The 19397-nt window shown below is 58.5% G+C and carries 20 protein-coding genes; 12 read left to right on the top strand and 8 right to left on the bottom strand.

What is annotated here, in order from left to right:
• Positions 1-279: 279 nt before the first annotated feature.
• From QP381_RS07400 to QP381_RS07370, 7 genes are all read left to right on the top strand, one after another.
• Positions 280-576, top strand: coding sequence for a helix-turn-helix domain-containing protein (locus QP381_RS07400; protein WP_179369832.1), 297 nt, complete (start codon positions 280-282; stop codon positions 574-576).
• A complete protein-coding gene (locus QP381_RS07395; RefSeq protein ID WP_285068224.1) occupies positions 573-2324 on the top strand; it encodes a DNA primase family protein in 1752 nt (583 codons plus the stop codon). The genes QP381_RS07400 and QP381_RS07395 overlap by 4 nt, the downstream gene beginning before the upstream one ends.
• A 67-nt stretch (positions 2325-2391) precedes the next feature.
• Positions 2392-2700 (top strand): hypothetical protein, encoded by a 309-nt coding sequence (locus QP381_RS07390; RefSeq protein ID WP_179369834.1) that lies wholly within the window; start codon positions 2392-2394, stop codon positions 2698-2700.
• Between the two features lie 293 nt (positions 2701-2993).
• A complete protein-coding gene (locus QP381_RS07385; protein ID WP_285068221.1) occupies positions 2994-3239 on the top strand; it encodes a hypothetical protein in 246 nt (81 codons plus the stop codon).
• Positions 3236-4519 carry a relaxase/mobilization nuclease domain-containing protein gene (locus tag QP381_RS07380; protein WP_179369836.1) on the top strand — a complete coding sequence of 428 codons (1284 nt, stop codon included), beginning with the start codon at positions 3236-3238 and terminating at the stop codon, positions 4517-4519. The genes QP381_RS07385 and QP381_RS07380 overlap by 4 nt, the downstream gene beginning before the upstream one ends.
• Before the next feature lie 242 nt (positions 4520-4761).
• Complete coding sequence (locus QP381_RS07375) at positions 4762-5070, top strand: hypothetical protein (RefSeq protein WP_179369837.1); 309 nt, start codon at positions 4762-4764, stop codon at positions 5068-5070.
• Between the two features lie 283 nt (positions 5071-5353).
• The gene (locus QP381_RS07370; RefSeq protein WP_285068218.1) at positions 5354-5851 is read left to right on the top strand and encodes a toll/interleukin-1 receptor domain-containing protein; all 498 of its coding nucleotides are present in this window, start codon (positions 5354-5356) and stop codon (positions 5849-5851) included.
• A 44-nt stretch (positions 5852-5895) separates the two neighbouring features.
• On the opposite strand, the gene QP381_RS09690 is transcribed toward QP381_RS07370, so the two are convergent.
• The 7 genes from QP381_RS09690 to QP381_RS07340 form a co-directional block, all read right to left on the bottom strand.
• Positions 5896-6159, bottom strand: a complete 264-nt coding sequence (locus QP381_RS09690) for a recombinase family protein (protein ID WP_179370289.1) — start codon at positions 6157-6159, stop codon at positions 5896-5898.
• A complete protein-coding gene (locus QP381_RS07365; RefSeq protein ID WP_285068217.1) occupies positions 6131-7060 on the bottom strand; it encodes a hypothetical protein in 930 nt (309 codons plus the stop codon). Before QP381_RS07365 ends, QP381_RS09690 begins: the two co-directional genes overlap by 29 nt.
• Positions 7061-7063: 3 nt before the next feature.
• Complete coding sequence (locus QP381_RS07360; RefSeq protein ID WP_179369840.1) at positions 7064-8650, bottom strand: HsdM family class I SAM-dependent methyltransferase; 1587 nt, start codon at positions 8648-8650, stop codon at positions 7064-7066.
• Between the two features lie 219 nt (positions 8651-8869).
• The gene (locus QP381_RS07355) at positions 8870-9403 is read right to left on the bottom strand and encodes an antirestriction protein ArdA (RefSeq protein ID WP_179369841.1); all 534 of its coding nucleotides are present in this window, start codon (positions 9401-9403) and stop codon (positions 8870-8872) included.
• A 727-nt stretch (positions 9404-10130) separates the two neighbouring features.
• Positions 10131-11672, bottom strand: coding sequence for a recombinase family protein (locus QP381_RS07350; protein ID WP_179369842.1), 1542 nt, complete (start codon positions 11670-11672; stop codon positions 10131-10133).
• 9 nt (positions 11673-11681) lie between these two features.
• Complete coding sequence (gene ychF / locus QP381_RS07345) at positions 11682-12776, bottom strand: redox-regulated ATPase YchF (RefSeq protein WP_179369843.1); 1095 nt, start codon at positions 12774-12776, stop codon at positions 11682-11684.
• A gap of 38 nt (positions 12777-12814) precedes the next feature.
• Complete coding sequence (locus QP381_RS07340; protein WP_103632021.1) at positions 12815-13891, bottom strand: 4-hydroxy-3-methylbut-2-enyl diphosphate reductase; 1077 nt, start codon at positions 13889-13891, stop codon at positions 12815-12817.
• 87 nt (positions 13892-13978) lie between these two features.
• On the opposite strand from QP381_RS07340, the gene xseA reads away from it, so the two are divergent.
• From xseA to QP381_RS07325, 3 genes are all read left to right on the top strand, one after another.
• Entirely contained in the window at positions 13979-15271 is a 1293-nt protein-coding gene (gene xseA / locus QP381_RS07335; RefSeq protein ID WP_179369844.1) for an exodeoxyribonuclease VII large subunit, read from the top strand.
• A gap of 78 nt (positions 15272-15349) precedes the next feature.
• On the top strand, positions 15350-15562 hold the full coding sequence (locus QP381_RS07330; RefSeq protein ID WP_103632023.1) for an exodeoxyribonuclease VII small subunit: 213 nt from the start codon (positions 15350-15352) through the stop codon (positions 15560-15562).
• 248 nt (positions 15563-15810) lie between these two features.
• Complete coding sequence (locus tag QP381_RS07325; RefSeq protein ID WP_179369845.1) at positions 15811-16746, top strand: carbohydrate kinase family protein; 936 nt, start codon at positions 15811-15813, stop codon at positions 16744-16746.
• Positions 16747-16843: 97 nt separating this feature from the next.
• Here QP381_RS07325 and QP381_RS07320 read toward each other — a convergent pair whose 3' ends face one another.
• Complete coding sequence (locus QP381_RS07320) at positions 16844-17605, bottom strand: isoprenyl transferase (protein WP_285068212.1); 762 nt, start codon at positions 17603-17605, stop codon at positions 16844-16846.
• Positions 17606-17942: 337 nt separating this feature from the next.
• Here QP381_RS07320 and trhA point away from each other — a divergent pair, with 337 nt between their 5' ends.
• Complete coding sequence (trhA, locus tag QP381_RS07315) at positions 17943-18623, top strand: PAQR family membrane homeostasis protein TrhA (RefSeq protein ID WP_103632026.1); 681 nt, start codon at positions 17943-17945, stop codon at positions 18621-18623.
• A gap of 168 nt (positions 18624-18791) precedes the next feature.
• The gene (gene greA, locus QP381_RS07310) at positions 18792-19271 is read left to right on the top strand and encodes a transcription elongation factor GreA (RefSeq protein ID WP_285068211.1); all 480 of its coding nucleotides are present in this window, start codon (positions 18792-18794) and stop codon (positions 19269-19271) included.
• The last annotated feature ends 126 nt before the right edge of the window (positions 19272-19397 follow it).

The following is a 19397-nucleotide window of genomic DNA, read 5'->3' as shown; positions in this document are numbered from 1 at the left end:
AGCGACATCACGCGAGCCGCTGGAGAGGGGATCACCCCGAGGGTGGCTGGAGCATCGATCTCCAAGCCACGGTGTAGCACACCGAACGGCGAGCAGCCGGTAGATCCTCCGACGAAGTGAAGCTGCGTAACGCCCCGGAACGGCAGGCCGGGCAGCAGAAGGGGCTGGGTTCCCGGGTAGCACCCGGGGTAATGCGACGATGAGCACGGCGTAGGCCGCCCAGTGACAAGCCGGGAAAGCATCCCCCTCCGGGTACTTCGTCGTATCTGGAGACTCCCCATGAGAACCTACTCCCCTCCATCCGAGAGGACGTACTACCTAACCCTTAAAGAGGCCGCTGCCGAAGGCTTCGGCGCGTACTCGACCCTGCGCACATGGATCGCCCGGGGCAAGCTGCCTGCCTACAAGACCGGCAATCGCGTGAAGGTTCGCCGCGAAGACCTCGAAGCCCTTGCTGTTCCGATGGGAATCGACCCCGTTGAGCGACACGTCAAGGCTCTCGTAGACGCCGCTCCACGTTTGTCCGACGAGCAAATCGCTCGCCTCCGTTTCGCTCTCGGAGGCGATGCAGCATGAACTACGCACAACAGAACCCCCGCATCCAGGGGGACACGGGGGCTCTCGAACTCACTCCCCAGAATAGCATCGAAGATGACGCCATTGAAAGCCTTGTGTGCTTGATCGACAAGGGCGCGTTCATCACCCCGAGCGAGTTCTACAGCCTCGTCTCGGAGACAGTGATCCGCTGGGCGAACGCCGAGGGGCTGACGGGGCGCAACCGTGGCCGTCGCATGGATCGCAAGGCGTTTGATTTGATCCGTAACTTCCTCGCGATCATCAAGGCGAACAAGGGTAGCTGCGTCGTCAGGAGCGCACCGGAGAACCTGCCGCCTTTTATGCTCGCGCAGTTCATCGCCTCCGAGCATCGCGTGGTGCTCGTCGGTGAGGAGACGGATGAGGTCTCGAAGATGCCTCTGATGAGGTACCACACCTCTGGCCGGTTCGAGGGCACCTATCGCGAGATTACTGAGCGCGAGGGCGTGCGCGAGCTGCTTTCCTTCTATACCAAGACGGCGAACACGTACCTCGTGAATGAGGTCTACGCGCAATTGCGTTGCCTCGCGCCGATGGTCGCTGAGTGCACCGAGCCTCACCTTGTCCCAGTGGACAATGGCATCTACAACGTTGAGACTCGCACGCTCGAAGCGTTCTCGCCGGATCGCGTGTACTTGACCAAGTGCATGACCGCCTACAACCCGAACGCTGTCTCCCCGATCCGCAAGTTGAAGGACGGCTCGCCCTGGGAGTTCAACTCGTGGTTGGCGGACCTCTTCACGGGCGATATGGAACGGGTCACGCTCGTCTGGCAGACGATCACGGCGGCTCTTCGAGTCCACAAGAACTACGACAAGGCGGTCTGCTTCTACTCGTCCAAGGGCGAGGGTGGCAAGGGCACACTGCTCGTGCTCTTGAAGGAGCTTGTCGGTTCTGGCAACTGGGCCTCTGTACCCCTCAAGAAGTTCTCTGACCGGTTCGGCACGGAGCCGCTCTTCGGTAAGTCTGCGGTGTTTACTGATGAGAACTCGGTGAGCGTTTTCACCGAGACCGCGAGCGACTTGAAGCAATACATCACGCACGAAGTCATCACGCTCGACCGGAAGAACCAGCGTGCCGTCCAGTGGCGACCGCGCGGGGTCATGGTTCAGTGCCTCAACGACCTGCCCGAGTTCGCCGACAAAACTGACTCGTTGTGGCGACGTTTTGCGTTCCTGCCGTTCGACAAGTGCTTCACGGGAGCTCGCGACTCGTCCATTAAAGACAGGTTCATGCGTGATCCTGAGGTCCTGGAGTTCGTCCTCAAAGTCGCCCTGGAGCTGCCCGACTTCGACGACTTCATCGTCGGAACGAAGGCCGTCGAGCTCGGTGAAGACGTCAAGCTCAACAACGATCCTGTGCGTGCTTGGTGGAGCGAGAACTCGCACCGACTGGTGTCCGATGTTCTACCTGTCGAGTTCTTGTTCGCGACGTACGTCGCTTGGTTCAAGCAGACGAATCCCTCGGGTCGGGCGATTTCCTACCGCAAGTTCCGAGATCGCCTGAAGGTCATCCTCGACGGCGAGAGCACACCCCACTTCAGACTCATGGGACGCAACGAGAACCCCGTCATGTGGGGTCAGTACTGGGACGATGAACCGCTTGCCAAAGAGTACGGCTACGCCTTGGGAATCGAGTGGGGGGATACGTCCGCTGGGCACCCTAAGTTCTTCGAGAACCATCCTCGCGGTCGAGGTCTCGTTCGTCTCCAACCGATCACCACCATCTAGCCCTCAACCGGGATGGGCACCGGTACGAACGCGATGAGCACGTCGCATTAGTGAAAGGAAGATCATCATGGCGAATCTCGACAAGGAAATCGCAGTCGCTCTTGCGAAGGTCGAGCGTCTGAAGGAGAAGAAGCGCGTTGCCGAGGCGAAGGAACGCTCGCGTTTCGCGGACGCAATCGTGAGCCTTCTCGATCAGATTGAGGACGCAGACTCGGTGAGCGTTCGTACGCTCACCGATCGAGCACAAGCGAGGATCGATGAGCAGAATGCGAAGCGTAAGCGCGCTGCTGTTAAGGCAGCGGCGCACCGTCGTGAGGCGAACAGCGAAGCGTCGAACGAGTCAAGTTCTCAGCCCGTGTGGGGTGGTGAACGATGACGAGTTTCGACGTGAGCGTGTGGGGGGAGTCCAGAGGGGGGCTTAGCCGCCCCTCTGGCCAGCACGGGATGTCGTCAGACAGACCGTCTGCTGGCCGACGGGCGGTACCACCTCGAAGGTCGACTCAGAAGGAGTCGAACGATAGGGAGCCGCACGTCCAGCCGGAGGTCACCACAACGGACGAGGTCGAAGACCAAGTCCGTGGCGGGGACCGGAGGATCGCGAGGCGTGAGCCTCGCGGCACGCGGGTGACTGTCAGGTTCTCCGAAGGAGAAGCTGCACAGCTCGCCCGTGTGGCCAATCGCTACCGGCTCTCCGAGTCGGGAGCGATCAGGGCCGCCGTCGATCATCTCGACGGCGCGCCCGCGCCGAAGCTGGTCAATCGCGACGTGTTGCGATTGACCGGCGAGGTCAACGCCGTAGGCGTCAACGTCAACCAGCTCGCCCGTCAAGGGTGGGCTGGTGCAGCACCGTCGGTCGCTCGCCTCGACGAGGCGACGGCTGCGCTGCTGCGCGTCGTGAAGGAGTTGTCGGCATGAGTATTACGAAGCAGACGACGACGGTGCGAGCAGCAGCGGCGATCATGTATGCACACTTTGGGAAACCTGCTGACGTGAAGCAGTCACGTGCGGCTGCATGGCGTTCGGACTTCCGTACCCCGTACGACGCGATTACTTCCATCGAGTCGATGTTGAAGGGCACGGGTCGCAAGAACCAGGCGCTCATGGTGATCCAGTCGTTCTCGGCTGACGAGCTCGACACGAACGATCCGGCAACGCCGCAGATCGTCGCTGACGCTGCTTATGCGTTGGCGAAAGAGGTTGCACCGAACTCTCCCTGTGATGTCGTTGTGCATCTCGATAGCGACGGCGGGAACCCCCACGCGCACGTGACGATCGCGAACGTCGATCTCGTAACGGGTCGAGCAGCGAGAGAGAACGGCCTTGCTCACTGGGTCTTGAAGAAGGCCAACGACAAGATCATGCGCGAGATGGGACTCGGCGTCCTTAAAGCCGACGCACTCGCTCATGACGTGAACAGGTCGCGTTCCGGTGCAAGCGCCCAGGGCCTCACGGTCGACGAGCTCGACAAGAGCACATGGCGAGAGTTTCTCGCCGATCGGGTCGACGAGGCGCTCCTCGACCCGCGCTCGGTGGACTTCGACTCGCTGCGCACCGTCGCACGCGAGCACGGCGTGAGCATCGAGAAGAAGACCAGCGCAAAGAGCGAGGCAGCAGGACGAGACCCAAGCGTCACCTATGCCCTTGTTGACGACAATGACGAGGTTCGCCGCTTCGGTCGGTCGAAGGCTGCCTGCACGGCCAGGAAGCTCGGTGCCGACTACGGCTGGGCTTCGCTCCACAACACGATGAACGAACGAATGATGAGAGAACAGGAGATAGAAGATGTCCAGAGCTTTACAGAAGATGGAGAGCAGCTCGACGCCGCCCTCCGCGAGCTCAGAGCAGCTGAAGAAGATCGAGGATTTGCTCCTCGCCGTGGTCGAATCGCAGGCGAGCCTGAGGAAGGGACTCACAAGCGTCGAGCAGGAGATGATCACGCGCACGAACGAGTTGAAATCGTTGACGCAGACCTCGGAGGTCTCGCTGCCCGACTCGCTGACGAGCGACGTAAACGAGATCAAGAAGACGCTGAACGCGCAGAGCGAGACGCTCAGCGCGCTCGGAGAGACAGTTTCAGACAAGCGCGTCGTGAAAACGAGCGACGGCTCCAGCGTGAGCGCCTCCGAACTGCAAGCACACTCGATGATGAAGCAGCTCAGCAGCAATCTGACGAAGACGACTTCGGCCTTGGGTGAACTCAAGCACGTCGTCGGCAATGGCAGGACTGTCCGTGTAGACATCGACCGGCTTAGTGACCACACGGTGCGTGTGCTCGACCAGAGGCTCTCACAGGCTGTCGAAGCCCCCTATAAAGCGCGTTGAGAGCACCCTCGAAGGGTTCGAGCATCGCGTAGCTTCTCTCGGCGCTGATAAGATCTCCGAGGTCGCCCAGAGGCTCGATCAGACTCTCGCTAAGGCAGAGGAGGTGGTAACCACTGTGAGCCACACCGAACGCCGCCTAGAGGCCCTGAAGGGGTACCTCACCTGGACGACGGTTGGTCGCATCTGCCTCGCCCTCGTGCCACTCGCGATGGTGCTCGTCATCCTCGGCGGTCTCACGATGGGAGCGTTCTACGCCCTCGGCTTCGGGCCGCTCCTGGGCTGGGCGTGGGGATCATTCGAGGCAGCGACCTCGTGGTGGGCAAAGGGCCTCATTGCGCTAGCCACACTCGGCGGGGTAGCCGGATTCGCGGCTGTGGTATGGCGACTCGGTGAGCGGCTGCGCGAAGAGTTCGGCACGTGGTAAGAGGAGGACCATCGAGAAACTTGGGGGCTCTGGGCATCGCCTGTAGCCCCCAAGCGCATATAATATCGGTATGGCACAATGCACAGCACCTATCCAAGGGCACCGCACTGCAAGCGGACGAGCGAACTGCCCGGCGTGTGGAGGTGGTCGGTACGACTACAGCTCGCACTACCCGAGCCGCAGTCCATCCGCCTATTCACCGTCAACGTATCAGACTCCCAGAACCCGGACGGGAGTTTCTTCTCGAAACAGTCGTCCACGCTGGTCCTCTTCGTCTTCGACCGTGGTATACACGGCATCAGAGGTGCGAGCTCTCTCTCCGATTCGCAAATCCATCGAGGAACAGGGCCTTCGACCGGACAAGTACGACGTCTTTCTCTGCCACGCATGGGACGACCGGCGAGAGACGGCAAAAGAGCTGAATGATGCACTCGAGAGAGTCGGCGTATCTGTGTGGTTTAGCGAGAACGCAGTGCTTCTGGGCTCGAATCTTATGCGCGAAATCGACAAGGGGCTGTCCAAGTCGCGTGCTGGACTGGTCCTGGTTACGAAATCTTTTATCAAGAGAATCAAGGCTGAAGGTGTCGCCGACAAAGAGCTCTCCGCCCTGCTCGCACGCGATCTGCTCGTCCCGATCGTTCACGGTGTAACCTACGATGACCTGCGAGAAGAGAGCCCCCTCCTCGCGTCACGGAGTGGACTCGATACAGCCGATGACACGATGGAAGAGATCGCCACGAAGATCAGCGAGTTGGTCTCGACAGACGCATTCTCTGACTAACCGGAAAAGAACCAGGCATCACAAGGAGACCGGGAGTACACCCCTCAGCTTCCGCCGGGGCGCATGTACGAGAACGCCTTCTTGAGGCCGGGGCGTTCCCACTTGCTGCCGGAAACAGTGTCGGCGAAGAAGTGGGTCGGGTCGCAGCCCACGTCGAGGAGAGCGTCACGCTGGGTGTCCAGAGACTCGCGCTGCCGGGCCGTCGACACACGGGCGTACCGATGAGGATCAAGACCTACTTCGTAGCTGTGAGGGGTATTTGTGACGGTAAGAGGACACCTATTGGTCGGCTTCCTCCTGGGGCTCATCAATCCCGAGGAAGACATGATGAAGATCGTCCTGCGCAAGTGCTGAAGTGAACGCACGTCGCAGCTCATCCATGCCAAGGTAGTAGTTCCGGAATGGCGCGGAGACGCTGCGAGCAGCGTCCTCATCAGATGTCCAAGGGATCTCGATCTCCAGGTAACGATCGCCTACGTCCTCGCGGTTCGTCTGCATTAGGACTATGCGATTCCATTGCTGTCGGACGATCTTGAGGGAAAGCGCCCAAAGGAGGAAGAAATTATCAACCGGTGCCGTCGAGGTTGTTCGAAGAATAAGCATCTCCTTTGTCAGCACAACATCTTCCTGACCGGGCATGAGGACTGCGAACTCACCGATGTTCTTCGAGGCTCGAATGGGAGTCACAAGATCGAAAGGCTTGAGGCCAGAATGAGGTCCGCGCCAGAAGGACTGGGCGACAATCCCTGACACCATATTCGACGGGTTGATATTCACCTGACCTGCACGGATATCGGACACCTTGATGTACGGGACAGAGCCTCCGCGCTTGTCGGCGGACGGGGAACCGTGACCGGCACGTTTGGCGATGAAACCATCATCGACAAGCTCACCGATGGTACATGCTGTGAATCCTCGAAAGGCAGGCTGTTTGAGTAGGTCGTCGAGAGCCGCCACGAAGCGCGTGTCATAGTAGCGCGGAGCCCCGATCGAGAGGTGATCGCGATGGACCCAGCGACCAGTCACTGCTGGACGCCCAGCAACGAGGGCATCAATGTCCTCCATGAGGCGGTCATCGATGGTCTCAGTGCGTTTTCCAGTCAAGGAGTCGATCACGTAGAGGACGTTGCCGTCCTTATTAATTCCGCAAGTATCTGCGAAGGAAACGAAAACCTCATCATCGCGGAACCAGCTCGGTTTGTGCGGCATAGCTCAGTCCCCCCTCTTAGAAATCTTCTCGAAGACGTAGAGGTTCGTCTTCGCACGACAGAAGCCCTGGAACGCCTCCATAGGGATATTGAACTCGCCGCGACGAATGAAACGCGAGGCCATCCACTCGCGTACGTAGCGGTATGACGCGGAAAAGAAGTATGTCTCGGGCAGGATGATCGCGATACGACCACCAGGGGCAAGAAGACGGTAGGCACGCTCCAAGAAGACCAAACCGATTTCGAGATCCTTATACGTCTTGCCACCACCGGCAGCGAAAGAGATTGTGTAGCCGTTCTCTCGACAGTCCTTCGCAGTGATCTTCAACTTCTCCCCAAACGGTGGGTTGGTAACGACAACGGTAAAGGAGCCGTCCCGCATCGCCTGCGGGAGGTGCGGGTAATCCTGCTCCCACCGATCCTCACGCAGGGAATCCCCGATGTTGATATGGGTTGACCCATCGCCCATCACCATCATCATCGCTCGCGCAAGCTTGACATTGATGGAGTCCTTGTCGACTCCGTAGACGTTACGGTGAGCCCATGTGCGCAGGCGGGCGCTATTCGCGATTCCTGCCGACATCTGACGAAACGCCTCCACAAGGAAACCACCGGTACCGCATGCAGGGTCGATGATCTTGTCATCAGGCTGAATGTCGATCAATTTGATTGCAGCGCGGATGATCCGTGCAGGCGTGTAGTACTGCCCCTCACCCGCTTTGAGGTTGGCACGACGGAAGACCTGAAATGCTGCCGAAACAGCCTCGGCCTGCATATCAAGAAGGTTCCATCCCGACCACGCGTAGACGACCTCCTTGATCGTATGACTATCCAAAGAGAGCGAAGTCTCGAACTCGTCGCGGAATACCTCTTCTCGTTGCTCAACCATAAGGTCGAAGGCCTCGCGGATATGCTTCGCAGTGGCCCCCTCGTCACCTTGCAATTGGAAAGTGACTGGAGAGGAAGGCTTGAGCGAGGCATTAGTGTCAGACTCCAGCTTGAGGAGGAGGAGGTTGCATAACTGGTCCAGGTGCATCTCGGATCGCGTCGCAATCGTGTCGCGAGCGACAACTACATCAAGCATCGTCTTGAACGAAGCCTTGAGCTCCTGCTCGGTAGGCTGAACAAGATCATCGAACGTGATCGCCTTTGACGTGGCCTGCTCGAAGTCATCTCCTGGGCACGGGAGAACAAGCTCCTTGTGGCGTACGGTCTTGAAGGTGCCGTCGGGCAACTTGAAGAGCATCGCGGTGCGAGAACCATTAGTCCAAACACCGAAGCGTGCGCGCGGCTCCAGACCGAGGTAAATCTCCAGCTGTGAAAGGCCAGCATTCTCCGTCGGTGCTTTAAACTCAAAGATGCCGAGAACGTTCTGCCAGTCGTTCTGGCCGTCAGTATCCTGGAACAAAACGAGGTCAACAGGCCAGCCCTCGAAGGATCGCCCATCCTCGCGCAGCTTGGCCTCGGAGGGGCGCTTAGGTACGCGCCACTCGGGCTGCCACTGCATCTGTGACACGCGCCAGCCTGCGACCTTCAGCCTTTCGATGACCGGAAGGCGCACCTTCAGATGCTCAGGTCCCGTCAAAGCCATTGACGTCCTCCACTCGCTTGTCCGTTATCACTCGTTTATGGACACAGCGCAAGAAACACAGCAACGGGGGCGTAAAGCCGGATTGGAGTGTCCCACAATCGGTGTCTGACAGCCGATAGCGTACCAAAACTAGGATACTAACGTCAGTGGACGCTGTGGCAGTGAGGGACAAAAGGAAAGGCTAGACCTCGGTCACCGTATGGTGACCGAGGTCTAGCCTCAGAACGATCTGTAGATGAAGACTCCGCCGTCAGGGGCATCCGCAACGGTGTAGTCGAACTTGAGGTCATGAGTCCACGCTTCCCAGTCGAAGTAGCGCTGCGCCTCCTCGGGCCATCCGTCAATTAAGGCGATGTCCTCAGCCAGCTGGGTAGCGTAGTCAGCGAACGACTCCCAGCAACCGCAATATCTCTCCTCGAAGTCGGACGCGCTCGGCAGGTTATCGCCGCCTGCGATGTAGCAGCCGGTCTCGACCCAGGCGAGCAGTGCGGGCCACTGCACTTCTCCAACCTCATCGAACAGCTCACCCCACTGCACAGCAGTGGTGGCTGACATCTCGCCTGTTCCGACAGGGAACCCCTCGTGATCGAAGACCCATAGCTCTTCGTGATCTGTGGGGTTCTGGTGTAGGTCATCAGGCGTAACTTCTTCGGCATCTTCTGCAGGGAACCACCGTCCATTTAGTACACCCGTGTTGTAGCAGGCAAGGCAGCCGATCCAGACCGACGGACGAACAGTAGTTTGAGTAGTCATTTCAGCCTCCCGAGTAGGTGGAGGTGAGGCCGGGCAGTCCAGCTCGGGTAAGGACGCTCACAAACGACCTCACCTCCGACAAGCAGCTCGGGGTCGCACTGCGACCCGCGCTCCCCGGCACGAGAGTTCTTAGACGATCAACCACGTGGCGAGCTCACTGCGCGAGCAACGCCCCTCAGCGCTCCTTCGGCGCGACGACAACAATCATCCACATCGGCGAGACCTATCGCTCTATATCGAGCACGTGAGGGTGAGAGATAAGATGTGAGGACAAGTGCACACATTTGTGTGCAATGTGTGCACTTATGTGTGCGCGGACTTTCGCCTGCTATATCAACGAAAAGTCCTTATATGCACACATTGCACACATCTTTCTTACTCATTTCTATAGGGAGAAAAAATAATTGCCCTATAGAGGGTGTAATGCGTTCAGATGTGTGCATGTGTGTAAATCCCGAGTTTACCTTGCTATCTCAACGAAAAGTGCTGCACACATGATGTGTGTACAATGTGTGCATGTGTGCAGCACCGTGTGATGTCGGGCTTATTCACATGCTGCCGACCACCCGCATGGCACTCACCTTCACGTGCTCACCCTCCTGTGAGGGTGACCTCGCGCCCGCAGGGGCGCTGTACAGTTTCGCCTTATCGCGCCCGCCAGGGCGCGGTCTTGGATGTTTCCACAACTCCACCCCGGAGCACATACCGTCATCACCCCGAAACCAGGTCACTTCCAGGTAATCTCAACCGACTCGGGATCAAACCCCTTCTTGCCCTGCTTTGCCCGCTTGAGCGTCACAGTCATGAGGGTGTCGATCATCGTTCGCTGTAACGCGATAGGGGCCGCGAGGAAGGCCGCTGCCGGATCTGGCGTCCCGAGGATGGGTGCGAGCACGGTCCCGGTACCGGAGGCGAGGCGCTCGGCCTCAAGTCGTGCGATCTCATCACGGGCAGCAGCGCGAATACGGGCAAGGTCAGCACCCTCGATCACCTCGGCGTCGTAATCTCGCTCAGCACGAGCAATGCGTGCGCGCTGTTGAGCGATACGCTCCGAGAATGCGTCCTTGACCTCGGGGTCCGCCTGCTTCTTGCGCCGCTTGAGGTCCTTCTTCTGGAGCCGGACAACGACGAGAGTCCGAACGAAGTTATCGATCGCGTCTCTGGTCCTGTTGAGATGCCCGGCGTTGCACGAGTAGTAGCGGGCGCGGGTTCGCACCGGCTCCCCGCACTCACCGCACCGGTAAAGCCCTGTCCCCAGGTGCTTGCGAACGGTGGAGCCGGAGCGGTTCGTCACGCGGGCAGGGTCGTCGAGGAGGTTCTGGACCGTCCACCACTGATCTGCTTCGACGATGGGCTCCCACTGACCGAGAACGAGTTCTCCGTTCTCATCCTTGACAAGGTTGTCTCGCAGGGCCTTGCGGCGCGACTCCCCCGCCTCCTGCCGACGAGTGTCCTTCGAGGTGTAGACCGAGTAGCCCGCGTAACGCGGGTTCCGCAAGATCCCGAGCACCGTCGAGGCTGACCAGGGCTTATCGGCGGGCACGGGGCGAGGCTCTTTGCCCTCGGCCTGCCGACGTGCGTTGCGCTCGAGAACGATCGTCCGACTATGCAGGGGCACGCGCGGAATCCCTGCCCCCTCGCCGCCGCCCTGAGTACCGCTCAGGGCACGTGCGATGCCGTGGAGCGAGTCACCTCGCAGAAAGGCTGAGTAGATAGCCCGAACAGCCTCAGCCTCATGCGGGATGAGTTCGCCTGAGGTCGTGTAACCCATTGGACGGACACCTTTAGGAGGTCTCCCCTGGCGAGCTCGTTGGATCTGCGCACGCGACCGTCGCGCTGCTTTGCGTTCGATCTCGTTGCGGGCGACCGCAGCCTTGATGCGCGCATACATGCGCCCGCCGTCTGTGCCAAGGTCGGCGTCACCGTTCGCCGTGACAAGGAGCAGGCCACGGGACTCGGCTCGGTCGATCCAGTCTTCGAGTTCCCGAGGCTGGCGGGTGAGCCGGTCGAGGTCGTAGCACACGATCGCGTTAAGTAGCCCCGCCTCGTAGTCAGCGATCATCCGCAGGTAGGCAGGGCGCTTCTTGGTTTTATCAGAGGCCGAGATCGACTGATCGACGTAGGTCTCGACAACCTCCCACCCTCGGAACTGAGCGAGTTTCTCACAGTCCTCCCGCTGGCGATCGATGGCAAGCCCGTCCATTTCACGGTCGAGCGAGATACGGAGATAGACGGCTGCGCGGACGGGTGTAGATGGGGTACTGCTCATACCCCTATTCTACTTCTTAGACGTAAGCCCCGTTCGGAACTCGACCACGTCGCCGTCAGCCATCACGTAATCCTTGCCTTCCATGCGGACCTTGCCGGCCGCGCGGGCTTCCTGCATGCCACCGTATTTGATCAGGTCGTCATAGGACACGATCTCAGCTTTAATGAAGCCCTTCTGGAAGTCAGTGTGAATAACCCCAGCAGCCTGCGGAGCAGTATCACCGCGATGGATCGTCCACGCGCGTGATTCCTTCGGGCCAGCCGTCAGATAAGTCTGCAAGCCAAGAGTTTCAAAACCAACGCGCGCCAGCTTGTCCAAGCCGGCTTCGCCCTGTCCGGATTCTTCCAGCATCTCGCGCGCATCGTCTTCATCAAGCTCAACCAGTTCGGCTTCGAACTGAGCGTCAAGGAAGATAGCATCAGCCGGAGCGACCAGCTCGCGCAACGATGCCTGCAGGGCCTCGTCTTCCATCCCCTTCGCGTCCATGTTGAACACGAAAATAAACGGCTTGGTCGTCATGAGCTGGAACGATTTCAGCGCATCGGGATCCAAGTCAGCGCCCGCAGGGCCCGACAGGAGCTCGCCACGTTCGAGGATTTCAAGAGCTGCCTTGGCAGTTTCAAGGACGACCGCTTCGGTCTTCTTACCTCGTACCTCTTTTTCGAGGCGCGGGATCTGCTTTTCCAGCGTCTGGATATCGGCAAGAATCAGCTCGGTCTGGATCGTCTCAATGTCGGAAGCAGGATCAACCTTGCCGTCAACGTGCACGACATCCGGGTCTAAGAATGCGCGAGTCACCTGGCAGATCGCGTCGGCCTCGCGAATATTCGCGAGGAACTGGTTGCCCAGGCCTTCACCCTCAGACGCACCTCGGACGATACCTGCAATATCAACGAAGGAAACCGTCGCGGGAATGATCTTCTCTGAATGGAAGATATCCGCCAGCACCTTCAGGCGAGGATCCGGCAAAGGCACAACGCCAACGTTCGGTTCAATGGTTGCGAACGGGTAGTTCGCCGCCAGAACGGTGGCGCGAGTCAGAGCATTGAACAGGGTCGACTTGCCGACGTTGGGCAGTCCTGCGATTCCGATAGTAAGAGACACGCTGACCATTCTAGGTCAGCGTGCCATCGTATGGAGTATCAGCTGGTGTGATCAGGGCCAGCCTTGCGCGGTGCGTGCGGGCGTGCGTCGACTAAGCCGTTCGCTTTCAGTTCCGTTCGCAAATTACGAGGCAACGCGAAGGTGATCGTTTCCGTTTCAGTTCGAACAACGTCAACCGTGGGGAACCCACGAGGTTGCAACCACTCAATAACATCGCGAACCAGGATCTCAGGCACGGAAGCACCCGAGGTCAGTCCGACCGTCTTGGCGCCTTCAAACCAGACTTCCTGCAGTTCTTCAGCCTTATCCACGCGATACGCTGCACCGGCACCGGCTTCAAGAGCGACTTCGACAAGGCGCACCGAGTTCGAGGAGTTCGCCGAACCGACAACCACCATGACATCAACCTTCGGGGCAATCGTCTTAACGGCAACCTGACGGTTTTGGGTCGCGTAGCAAATGTCGTCCGACGGCGGGTCAATCAGATTGGGGAAACGCTGACGCAGACGGTCAACCGTTTCGCGCGTCTCGTCAACGGACAGCGTGGTCTGTGAAATCCACACGACACGGTCAGGATCACGAACCTCAACGTTTGCGACCTCGTCGGGTGTTCCCACGACCTGAATATGCGAAGGGGCTTCACCGAAAGTACCTTCGACCTCTTCGTGCCCCTGATGCCCGACCAGAATGATGTCGTAGTCTTCCTTCGCGAAACGCATGGCCTCGCGGTGAACCTTGGTCACCAACGGGCACGTCGCATCAATCGTGGCAAGCCGACGACGTTCAGCTCCATCACGTACTTGTGGCGAAACACCGTGCGCGCTAAAGACGACGCGTGCCCCTTCGGGGACCTCGTCAGTCTCTTGGACGAAAACCGCACCACGCTTCGTCAGTGACTCAACGACGTATTTGTTGTGCACGATCTCTTTACGCACGTAAACCGGCGCACCGTAAAGGTCCAAGGCCTTTTCAACGACATCAACAGCCCTGTCCACTCCGGCGCAGTACCCACGTGGGGCGGCCAAGTAGATATGGCCGGTCTCGTTCCCCGATTCCTTCGAAGAAGCGGAGTAGGTCGAATCGATGGCGGGAAAAGCATCCGTCAGGTCACTCATGCTCTCAATTTACCGACATCTGTGTCGTGAGTGCGCGCTGAACGAGGCTTTGAGCACAGCTCCACATTTCTGCAATTCGATTCACCCATGGCCTGTGGCATTCTTGGATGCGTGACGAATCAACCTCTGGCACTTCGGGCCGCGGACACAACCGCAGATAACCCCTGGCCTCTCCGCAAGCTAACGGAGAACATCAAAATCTACGTCGAACGCATGTCTACGCTCTGGGTCGAAGGCCAGATCGTTGAATATAAGCCACGTGCTACCTCGAAAATCGCATTCTTCGTCCTCCGTGATGTTGAGACCGACACTTCGATGACCGTCACCGCATGGCCGGGGATGCTGAAGGAACTTGGTGGCGCTTTCACAGAGGGCGCACGGATCGTCACGCGTGTTACCCCTCAGTTTTGGACATCTAAGGGTTCCCTGAATCTGCGCGCACAAGAAATCCGTATCGCGGGCTCGGGCAATCTTCTGCTTCAGATCGAGCAATTGCGCGCTCAGCTTCAAAAAGAAGGACTCTTTGCCCTTGAGCGAAAGAAGCCCATCCCCTTCCTGCCCGGTCGAATCGGCCTGATCTGCGGGTCGAACGCGAAGGCGAAAGACGATGTCCTCGTCAACGCCACAGACCGCTGGCCCGTCGCCGACTTCGAGATCAGGGAAGTCGCCGTTCAAGGCGAGCGCTGCGTACCCGAAGTCATGAGTGCTCTCAGTGAATTGGACGCACGGCCTGATATTGATGTCATCGTCATCGCACGCGGCGGCGGCTCCGTCGAAGACCTTCTGCCGTTCTCTAACGAGCGACTACTGCGCGCCGTCGCATCAACTTCCACTCCGGTCGTGTCGGCGATTGGACACGAGGCCGACGCTCCCCTGCTGGACTTTGTCGCCGATTTCAGGGCGTCGACTCCGACGGATGCCGCGAAGCGAATCGTCCCGGACTATACAACTGAGCAAGCGCACATTCAAACAGCAATCGACACAATGCGCGGAGCCATCATGCTTCGATTGGGCCGCGAGCGCCAGCTCATCGATTCATACGCTTCTCGCCCGGTTCTGCTCAGCCCGGGGGCGGTCGTCGATACGCATCGCGCGGGGCTTGCTCAAACGCTCACCGGTTTGCGACATGCAGTCGAGCGACGCCTTTCAGCTGAAACAACCGCACTGGGACGGATGCAGGCAACACTCACTGCTCTTTCCCCGCAGGGAACACTCGATCGCGGATATTCAATTCTGAAGCTTCCCAGTGGAGCAATCATCAAGGATGTTGCCGACGCACCAAAAGGTAGTTTGATCGAAGGCATCCTTGCATCGGGCCGAATGGTCGCTCAGGTTGTGGGAACTACGCCCGCGTCGCCGACAGGCCAAGCGAACGGATAAATGGGCGCGACCTCGTCCCCCTTTCTTTGCACATCAACCATTCACTCTCACATCGACTGTCATACCCCGGAGGTACATATGGATAACGAACTGGCTCCCGTCGAGTCACTGTCCTACGAGCAAGCACGCGACGAACTCGTGCAGATCGTCAAGCAACTCGAATCGGGTCAAGCACCGCTTGAAACGACTCTGTCTCAGTGGGAGCGCGGGGAAGCGTTGGCCACTCACTGCAAGCAGATTCTTGATGTTGCCGCGTCTCGTCTGGATAAGGCTGAGGCCCCCACACAGTAAGCTGGCAGGCGCGAATGATGGTTCGCGTAGAGCTTGTCATCGAATTCGTTTGGGAGTCTTTGTGGATGTGCTTGAGATCCAGTTGATATCCGCTTTGGGGTCGAACACGGCGACCATGGCGGGCAACAGACCAACACCCTGCGCACAGATGCCACACGCGAGCATCGATTGGGCACGTTGATACCCTGCTCAGACTAAAATCGGTACAGATCGCGCAGCCTGTCTGCGCACCCGACAAAGGATGTGCCATGGATCTTGCTCACGAGCCTCATATTCTCGCCATCGGCGAAGCGCTCATTGACATCGTTACGCCTATTTCTCACCCTGAAGATGCACGCGAAATCCCCGGTGGTTCGCCAGCGAACGTCGCTATGACCCTCGGGCGTCTGGGACGCCCATCGGTGCTCTCCACGTGGTTTGCAAACGACCCGCGTGGCAAGGTCATCGAGGAACACTTCACCGCTTCCCACGTGGTCATCACCCCCGAATCGCGCGGGGCTCACCACACGACCACTGCTCTTGCATCCATTGATGACAAGGGCGCGGCCACCTACACCTTTGACTTCGACTGGAACCCCACCAGCCCGATCCCCGTTTCTGACCAGGCGCTGGTCGTGCACGCAGGCTCGATTTCCGCGGCCGTCCAGCCCGGTGCCGACACCGTGTACGAGGCCCTGAAAACCGCGCGTCCTCACGCACTGATCACCTTCGACCCGAACGCTCGTCCTGCCATTATGGGCTCGCCAGAAAAAGCCATGCCCCTGGTCGAAAAATTCGTCGGAGTATCGGACATCATCAAGGTGTCCGACGAGGATCTTGAGTGGCTTACCAATGGTGAAGACCTCGATCATGTGATTGCCCGTTGGCTTGACCTTGGGCCTTCGTTGATTATCGTCACTCGTGGCAAGAAGGGCGGTCTAGCCGTTTCGAAGTCAGGTGTCCGCGTCGAAGCTACCCCCGGCGATGTCAAGGTCGTCGACACCGTTGGTGCCGGTGATTCGTTCATGGGTGGCATTTTGGATGCAATGTGGGGTCTTCAGCTGTACGGTGCTGAAGGACGCGCCACTCTTGAGACAATTGATGCTGGCCAGGTCCAAACAATTCTTGACCGCGCTTCCCACATCTCTGACGTGACCGTGTCACGCGCGGGCGCTAACCCACCGTGGTCGTACGAAATCGACTGACACACTACGTGAAATACGGGCGATACCTCATGAAGTATCGCCCGTATTCTTTATCCAACAGGTGGCTTCACTCCACCGGTGTCACACTCCGACGGATCTATTTTCCCAGCCTGCGTTCACGTTGAGTATAGGAGCGCAGAGCACGCAGGAAGTCCACGCGCCTAAAGTCCGGCCAATAGGCCTCGCAGAAGTAGTACTCCGAATGAACTGACTGCCAAATCATGAACCCGGACAGTCGTTGCTCGCCGGACGTGCGGATCACCAAATCGGGGTCCGGTTGGTCTTTCGTGTACAGGTGAGCAGTGATATCCGCATCGGATAGACAGTCCGCGACTTCGTCAAGGTTCTTCCCCTGGGCCGACGCCTCACGCATGATGGCACGAACAGCTTCGGTGATTTCGTGGCGTCCTCCGTAGCCGACGGCAACGTTGACTTTCATGCCCCGAATAGTCGCGGTCGATGCAACCGATGCGCGGATCCGCGCTGCTACGTCTTCGGGGAGTAGGCCCAAGTCTCCAACGACGTTGAGATGCCATTTTCCTTGCATAGCCAAGTGGTCAACGGCGTCGGCGATGATACCAAGGAGTTCGGTCAGCTCCTCTGATGTGCGAGAAAGATTGTCGGTCGACAGCATCCACAAGGTGATGACTTCGACGCCGAGTTCTTCTGCCCAGACGAGGAATTCGGAGATCTTTTCGGCGCCGGCACGATGGCCTTGCGACGCTTGTTTTCCGGTGGATTTGGCCCAACGACGGTTTCCGTCAAGAATGACACCAATGTGTCTGGGGATGGCCGACTGGGGAAGCTGCTTGCGCAGACGTTCCTCGTACAGGTCATAGGCCAGAGCGAGTCGCGCCATGGTCCCTCCCATTTCAGACTACCGGTAGCAGTTGACAGTGTCGTAACCGTTAGCGACACCGTATTGGGCAACCGCTAGCGATCGTTGATCTGCGTTAAGGGTAATCGTTTTTCATAATGAAAGTGACCTTACCTGCGCGCGTATGCACAGTGGAGGTGCGCGATGACCACGATTGTTGGAACCGAACACCTTGGAGGCCTTGGAAGATGTTCATCTGCTGAATTGCCCCTCGTACACAATCGCTAACTTACGGTAACGTAGGTTATGTGGATATCAGCGTGAGACTGACAGCCACGGTTTGAATTAATTCGCGTTTGAATTCGTTGTGGGAGGCATCATGAAGGTCGCATCGCTTCATCCGAAGTCGTGGGTTCCAAACCAGTTGATCGCTATTAAGCCTCACCTGCGAGGATGGTTGCATCTTGTTACAGCCCCACTCTCGCTAGCGGCATCAATTGTGCTGATCTGTCTTGCCCCAACGACTCCGACGAAGTGGGCATCCGCGGTTTACCTTGCCTCGTCTCTTCTTCTTTTTGGCATCTCGGCTCTCTATCATCGCTTCTACTGGAAGCCGAACTGGGAGCTCGTGTGGAAACGGCTTGATCACTCGAATATTTTCCTTCTCATCGCTGGCACATACACTCCCTTGTCGGTTGCCTTGCTCACCAGGCACGATGCAATGGTTCTGCTGTCGATTGTCTGGATTGGGGCCGTCATCGGGATCCTCATCAACCTTTTCTGGCCGACCGCCCCGCGGCGGCTCTCAACGTTAATCTACGTGGTTTTGGGATGGACTGCTGTCGCATACCTCCCTCAGCTCTGGAGCGCTGGTGGCCCGGCTATGGTCTGGCTGATCGTCGCGGGGGGCATTCTTTACACACTGGGCGCAATAGTCTACGCAACAAAGCGTCCGGATCCTTCCCCGACGTGGTTCGGGTTCCACGAAATCTTCCACGCTTTCACCGTTGCCGCCTGGGCATGCCACTGCGTGGGCGTGTACTTGGCCGTTCTTCTCTGATTTTCTCTTCCCTTGTTGACGAGGCCGGACGGCTCATCTGCACGTTACGTTTGCGCCCGGAATTCACCTGACTACTTCACATTCGGGCAGGAATGTTTTGACATTGCTAGACTGACTGAGTCTTAGCGCCGGTACCATCGTTCCGGCTATCGTTTTTGGAGGACACTTATGGCCGACACTCAGTGGCTGACTCAGGCTCAGTACGACCTTCTGCACAAAGAGCTCACCGAGCGCATTGAAATCAAGCGCCCGGAAATTGCGAAGCTGATCGATGCGGCTCGCCAAGAGGGCGACCTGCGTGAGAACGGTGGCTACCACGCTGCACGCAACGAACAGTCGATGAACGAAACGCGCATCCAGACTCTCCAGGAGATGCTCGCTTCAGCAGAGGTTGGCGAAACGCCCGCTGATGACGGCATCGTTGAACCCGGCATGGTTGTGACTGCTCTGGTTGGCGGACGCGAGATGACGTTCCTTCTCGGTTCACGTGACGCTGGTGGAGACTTGGGCGTGCAGGTCTTCTCTGCGAAGGCTCCTCTGGGTGCCGCGGTCACCGGGCACAAGACGGGCGACAAGGTGTCATACGAGGCCCCAAATGGCAAGGAGATCGAGGTCGAGATCCTCACAGCAAAGCCTTTCGTGGGCTGATCCGCTCTAGAGCGCCCCTTCATTCCTACTCTTTTACGGTCAGCGTTTCAAAGAGGATACGCTTCCGTAGAACACCCGGAGGGAAATAGCGCCGAAGCATGTGTGGCGGGGTCAGTAGTCTTTGGC

The organism is Pauljensenia sp. UMB6358 (genome assembly GCF_030216865.1).
In the GTDB taxonomy this organism is placed as follows: Bacteria; Actinomycetota; Actinomycetes; order Actinomycetales; family Actinomycetaceae; genus Pauljensenia; species Pauljensenia turicensis_A.
Note: the sequence above shows the minus strand (reverse complement) of the source record. Positions and strands in the feature narration are given on the sequence as shown.